We start from the raw sequence: 13,070 nt of genomic DNA, 5'->3' as shown, positions 1-13,070 counted from the left end.
TTCCGAAACGGCGCCAGAAAACGGGCCCCACCCGGAAGTCTCCGAGTGGGGCCCGTCCGGCGCTGGATCAGCCGCAGTTCCCCCAGTCCGCGGCGGTGCCCTGCCCACTGACGCTGCCGGAGAACTTCACGCACTTGCCCGGCGCGGCCAGCTTCACGGGGCCGGCGTAGTACTTGTAGTTGCCGCTGTCGGTCGAGCTGCCCCCGCCCTGGACCTCGAGCGTCGCGCTGACCGGGGTCTCCTTGCCCACGTTCACGCTCTTCATCGTCACCACGCAGTTCTGCTTGGTGCCGCTGTTGTAGAGCTGGAAGGTCTCACCGCCGTTGAACGCCTGCGAACGCTGCACGTAGAAGCCGGATCCGCACGCCTGAACCGGCGTGTAGGGGTTCTTCGCCTCCGGCTGCGGTTGCGGCTGCGCGGGCGGCGCGTCCGCGCTCTTGGTCTCCTCCGGCGCGGGAGCCTCCGTCGTGGGCGCCGGAGCGGGCGCCTGCGGCGTGCTCCTGGTCGGCGTCGGGGACGGGGCCTCGGTGCTCCTCGTGGGAGTCGGCGACGGGGACTCGGCGCTCCTGGTGGGAGTCGGCGTCGGCGTCGGCGGCTCCGTGCTCTTCCTCGGAGAGGGGGACGGGGACGGTTCCTGGGACTGCTCCGGCGTCCTCGTGTTCCTGGCCGTCGGCGTCGGCGTCGGCGTGGCCGTGACCGTCTTGGTCGCCTGCGGGCTCTTCGGCTGCGTGGTCGTCGGCTGGGGGGTCGTCGGACGCGGGGTGGCGACCGCCTGGTTCGGCGGCGTAGACAACGTCGGCACCGAGCTGTACTTGGGCACGGTCGGGACGCCCGACGGCTCCTCGGTGGGCAGGATGAGCGGGCCCACGCCGTCCGAGTCGGTGTCGGACTCGGTCGCCCACGGCACGGTCACGTCGGGCTGCGGCTGGTCGACGCCCGGATCGCCCTGCTGCGGAACCGTCCCGTCACCGTGATCGGTCGTCGTCCCGTTCTCCTTCGAGCCGGCCCACCCGGTGGCGCCGCGGGTGGCCTTGCCGTCGGCCGAGACGCCGACCGAGTTGATCTGCTGGGTGTCCGTGTAGCGGCTGGCTCCCCAGAGGCCCACCCCCGACAACACCATGAGCGCGGCCACGGACGCGGCCAGGCCGACCGGGAACTTGCGGCGCGGGGACGCCGGGTCCACGACCGACGCCTGCCACACCTGGGGCCGCTGCGGCGCGTCCCACATGGGCGGCTGCTGCTGCACCTTGGGCGGCTCCCAGACCTGCTGCTGCTGGGGATGGGGCTGGACCGGAGGCAGCGGCAACGGCTGCACCGGCACGCCTTCCAGGGGCGCCTCGCCCCCCGCCGGCGCGACAGCGGGCGGACCGAACGCCGGAAGCTGGACCTGAGCTCCCGGCGGCGGCGGCAGCTTCGCCGTGACCTCCGCGTCGGCCGCCGAGCCGCCGAGCAGGCGCAACAGCGCCTTGTACGTGCTCGGCCGCTGCGCGGCGTCCTTCGACAGCGCCTCGGACAACACGCCCCGGAGCGGCTCCGCCAGCGTGCCCAGCGCGGGCGTACCGGTCAGCACCGCTTCGGCGTCCTGACCGAACGGCGCCTTCCCGGTGGCCGCGAAGACGACCGTGGCCGCCCAGGCGAACAGGTCCGCCGCGGGACCGTACGGCTCGTTCCTCAGCTGCTCGGGCGAGTGGTAGCCGATCTCGCCGGCTGCCTCGCCGAGGCCCAGGTCGGTCACCCGGAGGCCGTCGGGGCCGATGATGACGTTGCGGGGGTTCAGGCCCCCGTGCGTGACGGCCGCCAGGTGCGCGGCGGTGAGCGCGGTCAACGTGCCGACGGCCACCCGCTCGACCCCGTCGGCGTCGAGCGGTCCGTCGGCCGCGACGATCTCGGCGAGGCTGCGCCCCTCGACGTGCTCGCGTACGACGTAGAGGTGGCCTTCGTGCAGACCGGCGTCGACCGTTCGCGCGACGGAGGAGCTGGAGACGCGCCGGACCGCGGCGAAGCGCGCGACGCCTTCCGCGTCCTCGTCCGGCTTCGCGCTCAGCAGCTTGATCACCCGGAGGGGCGCGTCGTCCGACTCCCGGCCAAGGAATGACGTCCCTCGCGGCCCCTCCGGCAGACGTCCCGACAGGTCGTAGTCACCCAACCTTGTGGGGTCGTCCGGTTGTAATGGGTGCATCTAGGTTCCCTTCGTACCAAAGTCTTTGTAGTCAACAAGGTCATCAGGTCGGCGTGCGTGCCCGCCACCCGCGACTTCTGCCGAGCGGCAACACGAGTGCGAGCGCCCCGGCCACGGCGACGAGGATCAGCGCACCCGCCGTCACCGCCAGCGAGACGTTCCGGGCCATGACATCCTCCCGTGGCACCCTGGCGATCGCATCCACCGGGATGCCCGGAGGCGGCGGCGCGGCCACCAACGGCCGGCCCGCGGGCTCGAAGGGCAGCACAGCGCTGACCGCCTGCACCGGATTGACCATGCCCGCCCCCGTCCCCTCGCCGACGGAGCCGTCAGCCGTTGCGATGATGCGCCGCCGTACCTGCTCCTGGTCGAGGTGCGGGAAGCGGGCGCGTACCAGTGCGGCGGTCCCGGACACGTAGGCGGCGCCGAAGCTGGACCCCTCAAGATCCAATTTGTACGCCCCACCCGGCCACGGCGCAATGACGCCGACCCCGGGTCCCAGGACGGCGACCGGCGTGGCCGTGTTGGAGGAGTCGGCGCGCCGCCCGTCGGGGGTGGCCGAGCCGACGGCCAGCACCCCCTCGTACGAGCCGGGGTAGGCGGGCACGTCCTCCTTCTTGTCGGTGATGTTGCCCGCGGCGGCGACGATCACGATGTCGTTGGCCAGGGCGTTCCGTACGGCCGCCTTGAGCGCGGGATTGTCGGCGGCCTTGATCGAGATGTTGATCACATCGGCCTTGAGCTGGACCGCCTTGTCGATGGCCGCCGCCAACGTGGCCACGTGGCCCTCGGCCTGGCTGCTCTGCTTGAGCTCGATGACGGTCGCGCGCGGCGCCACGCCGTGGAAGGCGACGCCCGGGTAGACGCGGCCGGCGATGATCCCGGTGACGGCGGTGCCGTGCCCGACGCAGTCGGTGTAGCCGGTTCCGGTGAAGTCGACGAACTCGGCGAGCCAGGGCAGTTGCGGATGCTTGACGTCGAGGCCGCTGTCGATGACCGCCACCCGTACGCCCGCGCCGGTGCTCAGCCGCCACGCCGTCTTGATGTCGAGCCGTTTCTGCGCCCAGGGCTCGCCGCCGGGCAGCTTCACCACCCCCGGCTCAGGGGTGCACGTCTCGTCCGCCGGGGCCGCGGCCGCCGGGGCGGCGGTGACGCCGAGGCCCAGTACGGCCGCCAGCAGCACCCGGCCGAGCACGGCCGGGCGTACCGGCCCGCGGCTCCGGGGGACCCGCTCCGGGGGAACATCAGGGCTTCCGGCCAGCACGGATGCGTGGCCCGCGCTCCACCGCTCTACCAGGGTCATCTCAGCCGTCCGGGGTCGAACCGCGTCTAACCGCCGAGTACGGCGATCAACACGACCAGCGGGGCGACGGGCGACGCGGGCGTCCTGGCCCCGGCATCCGCGCCCACGCACACCTGCCCCGATCGAGTCGCATTCGTTCGAGAGGCAGTCTTGCGACGCCCGGTGACCCATGTCGTTAGCGGAGAGTGCACGATATCTTGGCGAAGAGCGCAGATTGTCGGCCCGCGTCCCGGTTAGAGGTCGTCGTCCTGCCGGTAGAAGTCGTGCCGCACATAATCGATCAGGTCCCGGCCGTACGTGATCATGTCCGATCCCGCGTCGTTTCCCGGAGCACGGTCCACGTCGGGTACCGGCCACTCCAGGTGGCGGCGGAGTTCGTCCTCGTCGCCGTCACGCCAGTCCGGCCAGGGGCGCTGCCAGGTGGCGCCCTCCTCCGGCCGGGCCGAGTTGATCGGGAGGCCGCCGGCGAGGAAGGCGCGGTGATCGTCGGCGAACTCGATGTCGTACTCGGCCTCGATCCGGGCGAACTCCCGGTCGGTCAGACCGGGCCTGAGCTCGCACACGCCGGACGACGCGAGAAGCCGGGTCGCTTCGCGGCCGAGATGGAGGGCGTCCGGGTGCGGCACGGCGTTCACCCTATCGAGGGGGTCGGCCGTGGAGGAAGGTCAGCAGGGCGGCGGCCAGTTCGTCCGGGGCCTCCTCGGCCATGTGGTGGCCGCTGTCGATCGGGTGGCCGGTCACGTCGCCGGCCCAGGTGCGCCAGATCGCCAGGGGGTCGCCGTACAGGTCCTCCATGCCGTCCCGGGCCGCCCAGAGGAACAGGGTCGGGCAGGTGAGGCGGCGACCGGCGGCGCGGTCGTGGCCGGCCACGGCGAACCGTTCGTGGCCCAGGGAACGCATGAGGGCGACCAGGTCGGCGGCCATGGCGCGCTTGGAGAAGGGGGTGTGGTCGGGGGTGGTGGGCGGCTTGCCCGAACGGCCGTAACCGCGCAGATCCGGGCAGACCACCGTGTGGTACGGAGCGAGCAGCGGAGCGACGCGATGCCAGGTCGCATGCGTACGGGGGTGGCCGTGGAGTAGCAGGACGGGTGAGCCCGTGCCGCCGTGCCGGACGTACAGCTCGGTCTCGCCCACGTCGATCAGGCCGGTCGCGAAGTCGTCGAACATCCGCCGCCCCTACCCGGAACCGCGCCGCCCATCAGAGGGCACCGCGACGCCGGTGACGCCCTACTGGCCGATGCGGCCGTCGATGCGCTCGCGCAGGAGGTCGACGTGGCCCAGGTGGCGGCCGTACTCCCAGACCATCCCGATCACGGCCTCGCGCATCGACATCCGGCCTCCGCCGCTGCCGTGCAGGTTGTCCGGGTCGTCGACGGTGTCGTCGAGGCTGGGCAGTTCGGTAAGGAAGCGGGTCGCGAAGTCGGCCTCCGCGCGCCACGCGGCCCACGCCTCGGCGACCACCCGGGGGTCGGCGATGGCGCCGTCGAAGTCACCGTCGCGGTCGGTCTCGCCGGTGAACAGCTTGGGCGCGTCCTGTCCGGCCATCAGCACCCGGAATGTCGCCCGCTCGACCTCGGCCAGGTGTCGTACGAGACCCAGGAGCGACATCGTCGACGGCTCGACGGACCGCCGCGCCATGGCCTCGGCGTCGAGGCCCTCGCACTTCATCTCCAGGGTGAGGCGGGCGCAGCGCAGCGTCTCGATCAGGGTGGCGCGCTCGTCGCCCATGGTGGGCCCGTTCTCACGCGGGTCGTCCGCGGAGGGCCTGCCGTCCGCGGTGAACATGTCAGCTCGTCGTGTCGTGGCCATGACGGCCATCATCGGCGACGGTCCCGGCGGCGACAAACGATTAACACGGCGGGCTCCGGCCGCTGGAGGGTCAAGGGGACGTTCTAGTATCGGGCCATGCCCTTGACCGTGGACGACGTCGACCGGTTCGTGGCCGCCAGACCGCGCCTGGAGGCCATCGCCTATCGCATGCTCGGCTCCGCCGCCGAGGCCGAGGACGCCGTGCAGGAGACGTTCCTGCGCTGGCAGGCCGCCGACGTCGACCGCATCGAGGTGCCCGAGGCCTGGCTGACGAAGGTGCTCACCAACCTCTGCCTCACCCAGCTCACCTCCGCGCGGGCGCGCCGCGAGACGTACGTGGGCCAGTGGCTGCCCGAGCCGCTGCTCGCCGGCGACCCGATGCTCGGCCCGGCCGACACCGCCGAGCAGCGCGATTCGGTCTCCTACGCCGTCCTCACCCTGATGGAACGCCTCTCCCCCAACGAGCGGGCGGTCTACGTGCTGCGGGAGGCGTTCGGCTACGCGCACCGGGAGATCGCCGAGATCCTCGACCTCACCGAGGCCGCCAGCCAGCAGATCCTCCACCGCGCCAAGAAGCACGTCGCCGACGGCAAGACCCGCGCCGAGGTCGACGAGGCCGCCGCCCGGCGCATCGTCGAGGAGTTCCTGGCCGCCGCCACCAGCGGGCAGACCGAGCCGCTCGTACGCCTGCTCACCCAGGACGCCATCGGCATCGGCGACGGGGGCGGGAAGATCCCGGCCCGTACCAAGGCGTTCGAGGGCGCCGTCGCGGTCGCGAAGTTCCTGCGCGGCCTGTTCAAACCGAGCGAGGCCAAGCGCACCCTGGCCGGCGGCATGCCCGAGATCCACTCCTGGGTCGCCAACGGCGACCCGGCCGTCGTGGCCGTCGTCGACGGCCAGGTCGTGGGCGTGATGTGCCTGGAGGTCACCGCCGACGGCATCGCCGCGTTCCGCAACCAGGTCAACCCCGACAAACTCGCACGCGCGACCGCCCAGTGGGCGGCCACCGAGCACGGGGAGCCCCTGTTCAGAGCCTTCTGATCGAGGTGTGACGCGCTTCACACCGAGTTCCTGTCAGGAAAGCGCGGGTCGTCCGGTTCAGGTGGCGAACCCGCGCAAGACAGGAGCGAGGAAATGCAGCACCGCATCATCGTCCTCGGAGCCGGATACACCGGAGCCGTCGCCGCCGGCCGCCTCGCCAGGCGGCTGAGCCGCGCAGACGTCGCCATCACCCTGGTCAACGCCGAGCCCGACTTCGTGGAACGCGTCCGCATGCACCAGGTGGCGACCGGCCAGGACCTCAGGCCGCGGCCGTTCCACGAGATGTTCGCGGGCACCGGCGTCGAGCTGCGGCTCGCGACAGTCACCGGCATCGACGTCGACCGCAGGACCGTCACGGTCACCGGCACCGGCAGCGGCACGGACGCCGGGAACGGCGGCGAGGAACTGCCCTACGACACGCTCGTCTACGCGCTCGGCAGCGGCTGGGACGCCGAGGGTGTCCCCGGGGTCGCCGAGCACGCGTACGACATCGCCGGCCGTCCGGGGGCGCTGCGGCTGCGCGAGCGGCTGGCCCGGCTCGACGCCGGGCAGAGTGTGGTCGTCGTCGGCGGCGGGCTGACCGGGCTGGAGACCGCGACCGAGATCGCCGAGGCCCGCCCGGACCTCGACGTCGCCATCGTCGCCCGCGGCGGCCTCGGCGACTGGCTCTCGCCCAAGGGCCGCGCGCACGTGCGGAAGGTCTTCGCCGAGCTCGGGATCACCGTGCACGAGCACGTCGCCGTCACCGGCGTCGAGGCCGACCGCGTCACCACCGCCGGGGACGACGCCCTCCCCGCCGCGGTGACCGTCTGGACCGCCGGCTTCGCGGTGCACCCGATCGCGCGGGCGACCGCCATGGAGGTCACCGGCACCGGCCAGATCGTGGTCGACGGGACCATGCGCTCGGTCTCGCACCCCGACGTGTACGCCGTCGGTGACGCCGCCATGGCGATGGGCCCCGGCGACAAGCCGCTGCGGATGTCGTGCGCGTCGGGCATCCCCACCGCCTGGCAGGCCGCCGACTCGATCGCCGCGCGCCTGACCGGCCGGAAGCTCCCGAACACGACGATGCGCTACTTCAACCAGTGCGTCTCGCTGGGCCGCAAGGAAGGTCTGATCCAGTACGTCACCGCCGACGACCGCGCCGTGTCGGCCGTGCTGACCGGACGGACCGCGGCCTTCTACAAGGAGGTGATCTGCAAGGGCGCCGCCTGGGGGGTCGCCAACCCGATGCTCGGCCTGCCGTCCCGGCGCCGCCGCGTCGCCCGGGGGCGGACCGCGACGGGCCAGGCCGTCCGGGCGCGGGCCTAGAGCGGGTGGACGGGACGGCGTCAGGGAGTGGTGAGGATGACCAGTTGCCGCGTCGCCCTGGTCATCGCCACGTAGCGGTCGACCGCTCCCTCGACGCCCGCGCCGAACCTCTCCGGATCGACGAGGATCACCAGGTCGAACTCCAGCCCCTTCGACAATTCCGGCGTCAGCGACCGCACCCGGGACGTCTCCCGGAACGCCGGGTCCCCGATCACGCAGGCGACCCCCTCGGCGTTCGCGGCCAGCCAGTCACCGAGGATCGAGTCCAGGTCCGCGGCCGATCCGCGCACGACGGGGACGCCGCCGGCGCGGATGGAGGTCGGCACGTTCGCGTCCGGGAGCACGGCCCGGATGACCGGCTCGGCCTCCGCCATGATCTCCGCCGGGGTCCGGTAGTTGACGCTCAGGGAGGCCAGGGTGACGCGGTCGATCCCGACCCGGCCGAGCCGTTCCTCCCACGACTCGGTGAAGCCGTGCCTGGCCTGGGCGCGGTCCCCGACGATGGTGAAACTCCTGGACGGGCAGCGCAGCAACAACATCTGCCACTCCGCGTCGGTGAGCTCCTGGGCCTCGTCCACGACGACGTGCGCGAAGGGGCCGGCGAGCAGGTCCGGCTCCGGCGCCGACAACTCCGACTCGTCGACCAGGTTTCGCTGGAGGTCCGCCCGGCGCAACTGCGTCACCAGGCCCTCGCCGTCGTCGTCGGCCTCGATCAGGTTGTCCACGACCTGGGCCATACGCTCGCGCTGGACGGCCAGGGCGGCCTCCTGCCGGCGCTTGCGCCGGGACGCCTCCGGGTCGCCGAGCCGCTGGCGGGCCGCGTCCAGGAGCGGCAGGTCGGAGACCGTCCACGCCTGGGCGTCGGCGCGCTGGAGCCGCCGGATCTCGTCCGGGGTGAGCCAGGGCGCGCACATCCGCAGGTAGGCGGGCACGGTCCACAGGTCGCCGACGAGGTCGGCCGGCTCGATCAGCGGCCAGGCGCGGTTGAACGCCGTGAGCAGCTCCCGGTTCTGCGACAGTGACCTGCGCAGCAGATCGGCCGAGACGTCGTCCTCGTCGTGCTTGTCCATGAGGATCGTGAGCAGTTCCTCCCAGATCTGGTCGCGTGCCTCGTTGTGGGGCGTACCGGGGTCCGCAGCGTCGAACGCCTCGGCCCAGTCCTCGGCGCTCAGCCAGATGTCGGACCAGTGCGTCGTGACCGTCATGCCCTTGGCGGGCGGGTTCTCGTAGAACCGGACGGCCGGCTCGATCGCCTTCACCATGTCCGCGGACGCCTTCAGCCGGGCCGCCTCCGCGTCCTTCTCGGGCGTCGCCGCGGCCCCCTCCGGTACGAGGTCCCGCAGGGTGCAGGTCTGCACGCCCTCCTCCCCCAGGCTGGGGAGCACGTCGGCGACGTAGGCCAGGTAGGGCTGGTGCGGGCCGACGAACAACACGCCGCCGCGGTGGTGGCCGAGCCTGGGGTCGGAGTAGAGGAGGTAGGCGGAGCGGTGCAGGGCGACGACGGTCTTGCCCGTACCGGGGCCGCCGTCCACGACGAGGGCGCCTCGGGACCCGGCGCGGATGACGGCGTCCTGGTCGGCCTGGATGGTGCCGAGGACGTCCCGCATCCTGGGTGAGCGGTTGCCGCCCAGGCTGGCGATGAAGGCGGACTGGTCGTCGAGCGCGGCGTGCCCCTCGAAGCCGTCGGCGGAGAACACCTCGTCCCAGTAGTCGCTGATCCGGCCACGGGTCCAGCGGTACCTGCGGCGGCTGGTCAGCCCCATGGGGTTGGCGTGGGTGGCGCCGAAGAACGGCTCGGCCGCGGGCGAGCGCCAGTCGAGCAGCAGGCGGCGGCCCTGGCTGTCCGTCAGGCCGAGGCGTCCGATGTAGACCGGTTCGGGGTCGTCCGCGGTGACCATGTGGCCGAGGCACAGGTCCAGGCCGAAGCGGCGCAGCGTACGCAGGCGGGCGGCCAGGCGGTGGATCTCCAGGTCCCGGTCGAGCGCCTGCCGGCCCTTGCCGCCGGGGGCCTTGCGTTCGGCGTCGAGACGGGCGGACAGGTCGGCGATCGACTGCTCAAGGCTCCCGGCGAGGGCCGCGAAGTGCCGCTCGTCGGCGGCGATCAGCGCCGGGGCGGCCTTGGCGGCGAGGGTTTCGGGCAGCTCGAACACGCTGGTGGTCAGTGAATTCATCTTTTCCGGCTCCGCTACGAGGTGGCTGGCGATGTTGGCGCGTGGCATGGCGTCAGGGATCGGGGTGACCTGCCTGACGGTCACGACGGGCACACGGACGGCACCTCATACACTTCGTCCCCCATTTCCGCAGGTTCTGGCCTCGGCGGACGATTCTGCGGCACGATGGGGGTCTTGCCGCAAGCCCCCGGGTGCGCTATACGTTGAGAGTGGAAAGGGGTAATCACTCCTTTTCCTGACTTCTCACCGCGATCAGCTGCGGTTCCCCAGGGCACCCCAGAGGGTCGGACGACCCGCCGTACGGGTCCCCCGTTCATCAGGGCGTCACCGCCCGAAGCTGACCCGCGCTCTCCACCGACGCTCACCGGCGCTCCCCGTCGGGCCGACGCGCATACGCCAGAGACGCGCGCGCCCCGCCCACCAGCGGGGACACCGTTGGCGAAGTAGATCAAAAAGTAGCGGCCCTACGATCACGTCTGTGATCAGGGGGCCGCCATTGTCGTTCTTGCTCGCGGATGGAGTCGGGGGTGTCGCTGCGTTCGACTTCACCATCGACTGGGACAACCGCGTCATGACCTGCCCCACCGGAGCCACCAGCTTGCCCTGGGCCAACGAGACCGATCAAGGCGGAACTCCGGTCATCCGGGTGCGCTTTTCGATGCGCGACTGCAAGGACTGCCCCAGCCGGGACCTGTGCACACGTGGAGCCAAAGGCCGACGCATCACCCTGCGCCCACAGGAGGAGCATGACGCCCTGCAATGCGCACGCCAGAGGCAAGGCACCGACGAATGGCAGCAACGCTACGCCCGCAGAGCAGGCGTGGAGGGCACCATCGCCCAAGGCGTCAAAGGCTTTGGCCGGCGGCGGTGCCGCTATCGCCGGACCACCAAGACCCATCTCCAGCACATTCTCATCGCCGCGGCGATGAACCTCACCAGGCTCGACGCGTGGCTCACCGGAATGCCGCTGGCCCCGACCCGCACCTCGCGCTTCGCCGCCCTGCGCCCGGTGGCGTGAGACGGTGTCTTTAATCCCGGCGATCTTGATTAGAGCGCAAGAGACCAGCACGCGAGCAGCCCTGCCGTGTCAGTAGCAGCGCATGTCCATCCAGGTGTCGTCGTACATGCCGTCCAAATTGATGATCACTGAGTTTGTGACGGAGGTGTCATCCACGACGGGGGTGCCGGGCTCGTCGAACAGCGTGAAGGCCGCTACGTCGTAGTCGCCGAGGTCTCCGTCGGGGTCTTCAATTTTCGCCTGGCGGTAGTGGTTCAGCACCTCTTGGACGGGCCGCTCGGTGGAGAGCTCGAAGCGGATGGTGTACCAGCAGTCGCCGGAGTCGCCGCTCACCTCGACTTGCGGGTCGAAGTACCCGAAGTCTGTTCCTGATGGCAGCGGATACGCCTGGATGCGGCCCACCATACGCGCCAGCCGGTGGTCATTGATCCACACCGGCGCCATGACGATCGCCGCGAGCAGCAGGAGCGGCACTAATAGCAAGGCCAGGCAACCGCTTCGGCGAGCCATTCGTGAATGTCTGGACTTCTGCGGTGGTGCGGGTGCGGGCGGGTCCCGGGGGATCGACATGGATCACATGATCGCGTACCCGTTCCCCCTCGCGTAAAGTTACCGCCCTGCTCGGGGATGGACTTAGGGGTCAAAGACACTCTCTGATGAGCCCTGCTTGCCCGGCGTGCACCTCCCAACGCAGAAACGCCCCGTGATCACAAACGTGACCACGGGGCTGCTTCTGTTTGGCCTACTTCGCCAACGGTGTCCCGGCGGGTGGGCGGGGCGGCGGGATCCGGTTTACCAGTCGCCGTCGCCGCTCTCGTCGTCGTCGCCTTCGAAGATCTCCTCGACGATCTCGCCCGCCACCAGGCCGCCGACCACGCCGGCGGCGCCGGCCGCGGCCACCGCGCCCCAGCCAGGACCGCCCTGGTGCTGCTCGTGGTGCCCGTAACCGTGGTGGTCGCCATGATGGTCACCGTGGTGGTCGCCGTAGCCGCCGTGGTGGTCGCCGTAGCCGCCGTGGCCGTGGGAGGCGAGGCCGGACAGCCAGCGGTCCAGCTCACCGGCCCAGTCGGTGTGCAGGGCGTCGGCGTGGCTGACGGTGAAACGGCCGATCGCGTCGCCGGAGTAGCGGCCCGCGCCCTTGTCGGCCTCCAGGACCACCTCCAGCCCGGCCGGGTCGGCCACGAAGGTCACTTCGAGCTCCCCGACCAGACCGGCGTACCGGGCCGGCGGGTGGAACTCGATCTCCTGGTAGAACGGCAGCTGCTGGTGCACGCCGTACAGGCGGCCGGCCTCCAGGTCGGCGGACTTGAAGGCGAAGCCGAGCTGCAGCAGCGCCTCCAGGATGCCCAGCTGGGAGGGCAGCGGCTCGACCGCGATCTCGTCGAGGTCGCCCTTGTCGACCGCCTTGGCGATGGCGAGCTCGGTGCGTACGCCCAGCGCCATGCCGTGCAGCGGCTGCCCGCCGATCCGGCTGATCGGGGCCTCCCACGGCACGCCGATCTCGAAGGCGATCGTACGCTCCTCGCCCTGGCGCAGCAGGAACGGCCCCGACACCTGGACGCGGGAGAACTCGCCCGCCCCCGCGTGCTCGCCGTCGCCGTGCTCGAACTCCACGCGGGCCACGAGGCCGAGGGTGACGTGCTCGATCTCGGCGTCGAAGTCGCCGCCCTTGAGCCGTACCTCGCCGGACAGCGTGCCGCCCGGCTGGACGCGCGAGGTGGCCAGGACGGTGTCCACCGAGGGCGCGCCGACGCCGAAGGCACCCAGCATGCGTTTGAAGACCACGGCTTTGTTCTCCCTGTCGAAGATCGAATGTGTGCAGCCGCCCGGCACAACGATCTTCGGCCGACGCCGGTTCCGGTCATAGCGAAAACGTATGACCAAGGAGGACCGAGAACGGCAGGATCCCGGAGGCCTGGTGCCGTTCCTCCGGGATCCTGTGACATGTCCCGCCTTTACGGGACGCTGCGCCTGCCGTAGAGGCCCGCCGCGAGGGCCACGCCAACACCGGCCAGCACCACCTGGATGACCAGTTCGATCCAGTCGATGCCACGGGTGTCGGCGACGCCGATCGCGGCGGCGATCGCGGTGCCGATGAGGGCGGCGACGATGCCGATCACGATGGTGAGCCAGATGGGGATGCTCTGACGGCCCGGTACGACGAGCCGGCCCAGTACGCCGATGACGAGTCCGATGATGAGGGCGGAGATGATGCCGGTGACTTCCACGCTGCACGCT

At 71.3% G+C, this 13,070-nt stretch carries 12 protein-coding genes; 3 read left to right on the top strand and 9 right to left on the bottom strand.

Annotated elements, in window-relative coordinates; all coding sequences use genetic code 11:
- Window positions 1–67: 67 nt before the first annotated feature.
- From IEZ27_RS27925 to IEZ27_RS27905, 5 genes are all read right to left on the bottom strand, one after another.
- Complete coding sequence (locus IEZ27_RS27925) at window positions 68–2,179, bottom strand: serine/threonine protein kinase (protein WP_189649946.1); 2,112 nt, start codon at window positions 2,177–2,179, stop codon at window positions 68–70.
- Window positions 2,180–2,222: 43 nt separating this feature from the next.
- Window positions 2,223–3,482 carry a S8 family serine peptidase gene (locus IEZ27_RS27920; RefSeq protein ID WP_189649945.1) on the bottom strand — a complete coding sequence of 420 codons (1,260 nt, stop codon included), beginning with the start codon at window positions 3,480–3,482 and terminating at the stop codon, window positions 2,223–2,225.
- A 233-nt stretch (window positions 3,483–3,715) separates the two neighbouring features.
- On the bottom strand, window positions 3,716–4,108 hold the full coding sequence (locus IEZ27_RS27915) for a hypothetical protein (protein ID WP_189649944.1): 393 nt from the start codon (window positions 4,106–4,108) through the stop codon (window positions 3,716–3,718).
- A gap of 10 nt (window positions 4,109–4,118) precedes the next feature.
- Complete coding sequence (locus IEZ27_RS27910; RefSeq protein ID WP_189649943.1) at window positions 4,119–4,649, bottom strand: alpha/beta fold hydrolase; 531 nt, start codon at window positions 4,647–4,649, stop codon at window positions 4,119–4,121.
- A gap of 60 nt (window positions 4,650–4,709) precedes the next feature.
- Window positions 4,710–5,291, bottom strand: a complete 582-nt coding sequence (locus IEZ27_RS27905; RefSeq protein WP_229824398.1) for a mycothiol transferase — start codon at window positions 5,289–5,291, stop codon at window positions 4,710–4,712.
- 96 nt (window positions 5,292–5,387) lie between these two features.
- Here IEZ27_RS27905 and IEZ27_RS27900 point away from each other — a divergent pair, with 96 nt between their 5' ends.
- Both IEZ27_RS27900 and IEZ27_RS27895 read left to right on the top strand, forming a co-directional pair.
- Complete coding sequence (locus tag IEZ27_RS27900) at window positions 5,388–6,332, top strand: RNA polymerase sigma-70 factor (RefSeq protein ID WP_189649941.1); 945 nt, start codon at window positions 5,388–5,390, stop codon at window positions 6,330–6,332.
- Between the two features lie 93 nt (window positions 6,333–6,425).
- Window positions 6,426–7,643 (top strand): NAD(P)/FAD-dependent oxidoreductase, encoded by a 1,218-nt coding sequence (locus tag IEZ27_RS27895; RefSeq protein WP_189649940.1) that lies wholly within the window; start codon window positions 6,426–6,428, stop codon window positions 7,641–7,643.
- 20 nt (window positions 7,644–7,663) lie between these two features.
- Here the strand turns inward: IEZ27_RS27895 and helR are convergent, their stop codons facing one another.
- Window positions 7,664–9,814 carry an RNA polymerase recycling motor ATPase HelR gene (gene helR, locus IEZ27_RS27890; RefSeq protein ID WP_189649939.1) on the bottom strand — a complete coding sequence of 717 codons (2,151 nt, stop codon included), beginning with the start codon at window positions 9,812–9,814 and terminating at the stop codon, window positions 7,664–7,666.
- Between the two features lie 478 nt (window positions 9,815–10,292).
- On the opposite strand from helR, the gene IEZ27_RS27885 reads away from it, so the two are divergent.
- Window positions 10,293–10,832: a transposase gene (locus IEZ27_RS27885; RefSeq protein WP_189649938.1), complete on the top strand. Its 540-nt coding sequence runs from the start codon at window positions 10,293–10,295 to the stop codon at window positions 10,830–10,832.
- A gap of 69 nt (window positions 10,833–10,901) precedes the next feature.
- On the opposite strand, the gene IEZ27_RS27880 is transcribed toward IEZ27_RS27885, so the two are convergent.
- From IEZ27_RS27880 to IEZ27_RS27870, 3 genes are all read right to left on the bottom strand, one after another.
- Window positions 10,902–11,306 carry a hypothetical protein gene (locus IEZ27_RS27880; RefSeq protein WP_194521970.1) on the bottom strand — a complete coding sequence of 135 codons (405 nt, stop codon included), beginning with the start codon at window positions 11,304–11,306 and terminating at the stop codon, window positions 10,902–10,904.
- A 318-nt stretch (window positions 11,307–11,624) separates the two neighbouring features.
- Window positions 11,625–12,617, bottom strand: a complete 993-nt coding sequence (locus tag IEZ27_RS27875; protein WP_189649936.1) for a sporulation protein — start codon at window positions 12,615–12,617, stop codon at window positions 11,625–11,627.
- Between the two features lie 170 nt (window positions 12,618–12,787).
- Window positions 12,788–13,060, bottom strand: a complete 273-nt coding sequence (locus IEZ27_RS27870; RefSeq protein ID WP_125632016.1) for a GlsB/YeaQ/YmgE family stress response membrane protein — start codon at window positions 13,058–13,060, stop codon at window positions 12,788–12,790.
- Between the last annotated feature and the right edge of the window lie 10 nt (window positions 13,061–13,070).

The organism is Nonomuraea spiralis, from assembly GCF_014648435.1.
GTDB lineage: Bacteria > Actinomycetota > Actinomycetes > Streptosporangiales > Streptosporangiaceae > Nonomuraea > Nonomuraea spiralis.
Note: the sequence above shows the minus strand (reverse complement) of the source record. Positions and strands in the feature narration are given on the sequence as shown.

Bases quoted from the DNA above. Each gene is read 5' to 3' on its own strand.
- IEZ27_RS27900 (WP_189649941.1), top strand. From the start codon at position 5,388: ATGCCCTTGACCGTGGACGACGTCGACCGGTTCGTGGCCGCCAGACCG.
- IEZ27_RS27895 (WP_189649940.1), top strand. From the start codon at position 6,426: ATGCAGCACCGCATCATCGTCCTCGGAGCCGGATACACCGGAGCCGTC.
- IEZ27_RS27925 (WP_189649946.1), bottom strand. From the start codon at position 2,179: ATGCACCCATTACAACCGGACGACCCCACAAGGTTGGGTGACTACGAC.
- IEZ27_RS27910 (WP_189649943.1), bottom strand. From the start codon at position 4,649: ATGTTCGACGACTTCGCGACCGGCCTGATCGACGTGGGCGAGACCGAG.
- helR (WP_189649939.1), bottom strand. From the start codon at position 9,814: ATGAATTCACTGACCACCAGCGTGTTCGAGCTGCCCGAAACCCTCGCC.
- IEZ27_RS27905 (WP_229824398.1), bottom strand. From the start codon at position 5,291: ATGGCCACGACACGACGAGCTGACATGTTCACCGCGGACGGCAGGCCC.
- IEZ27_RS27920 (WP_189649945.1), bottom strand. From the start codon at position 3,482: ATGACCCTGGTAGAGCGGTGGAGCGCGGGCCACGCATCCGTGCTGGCC.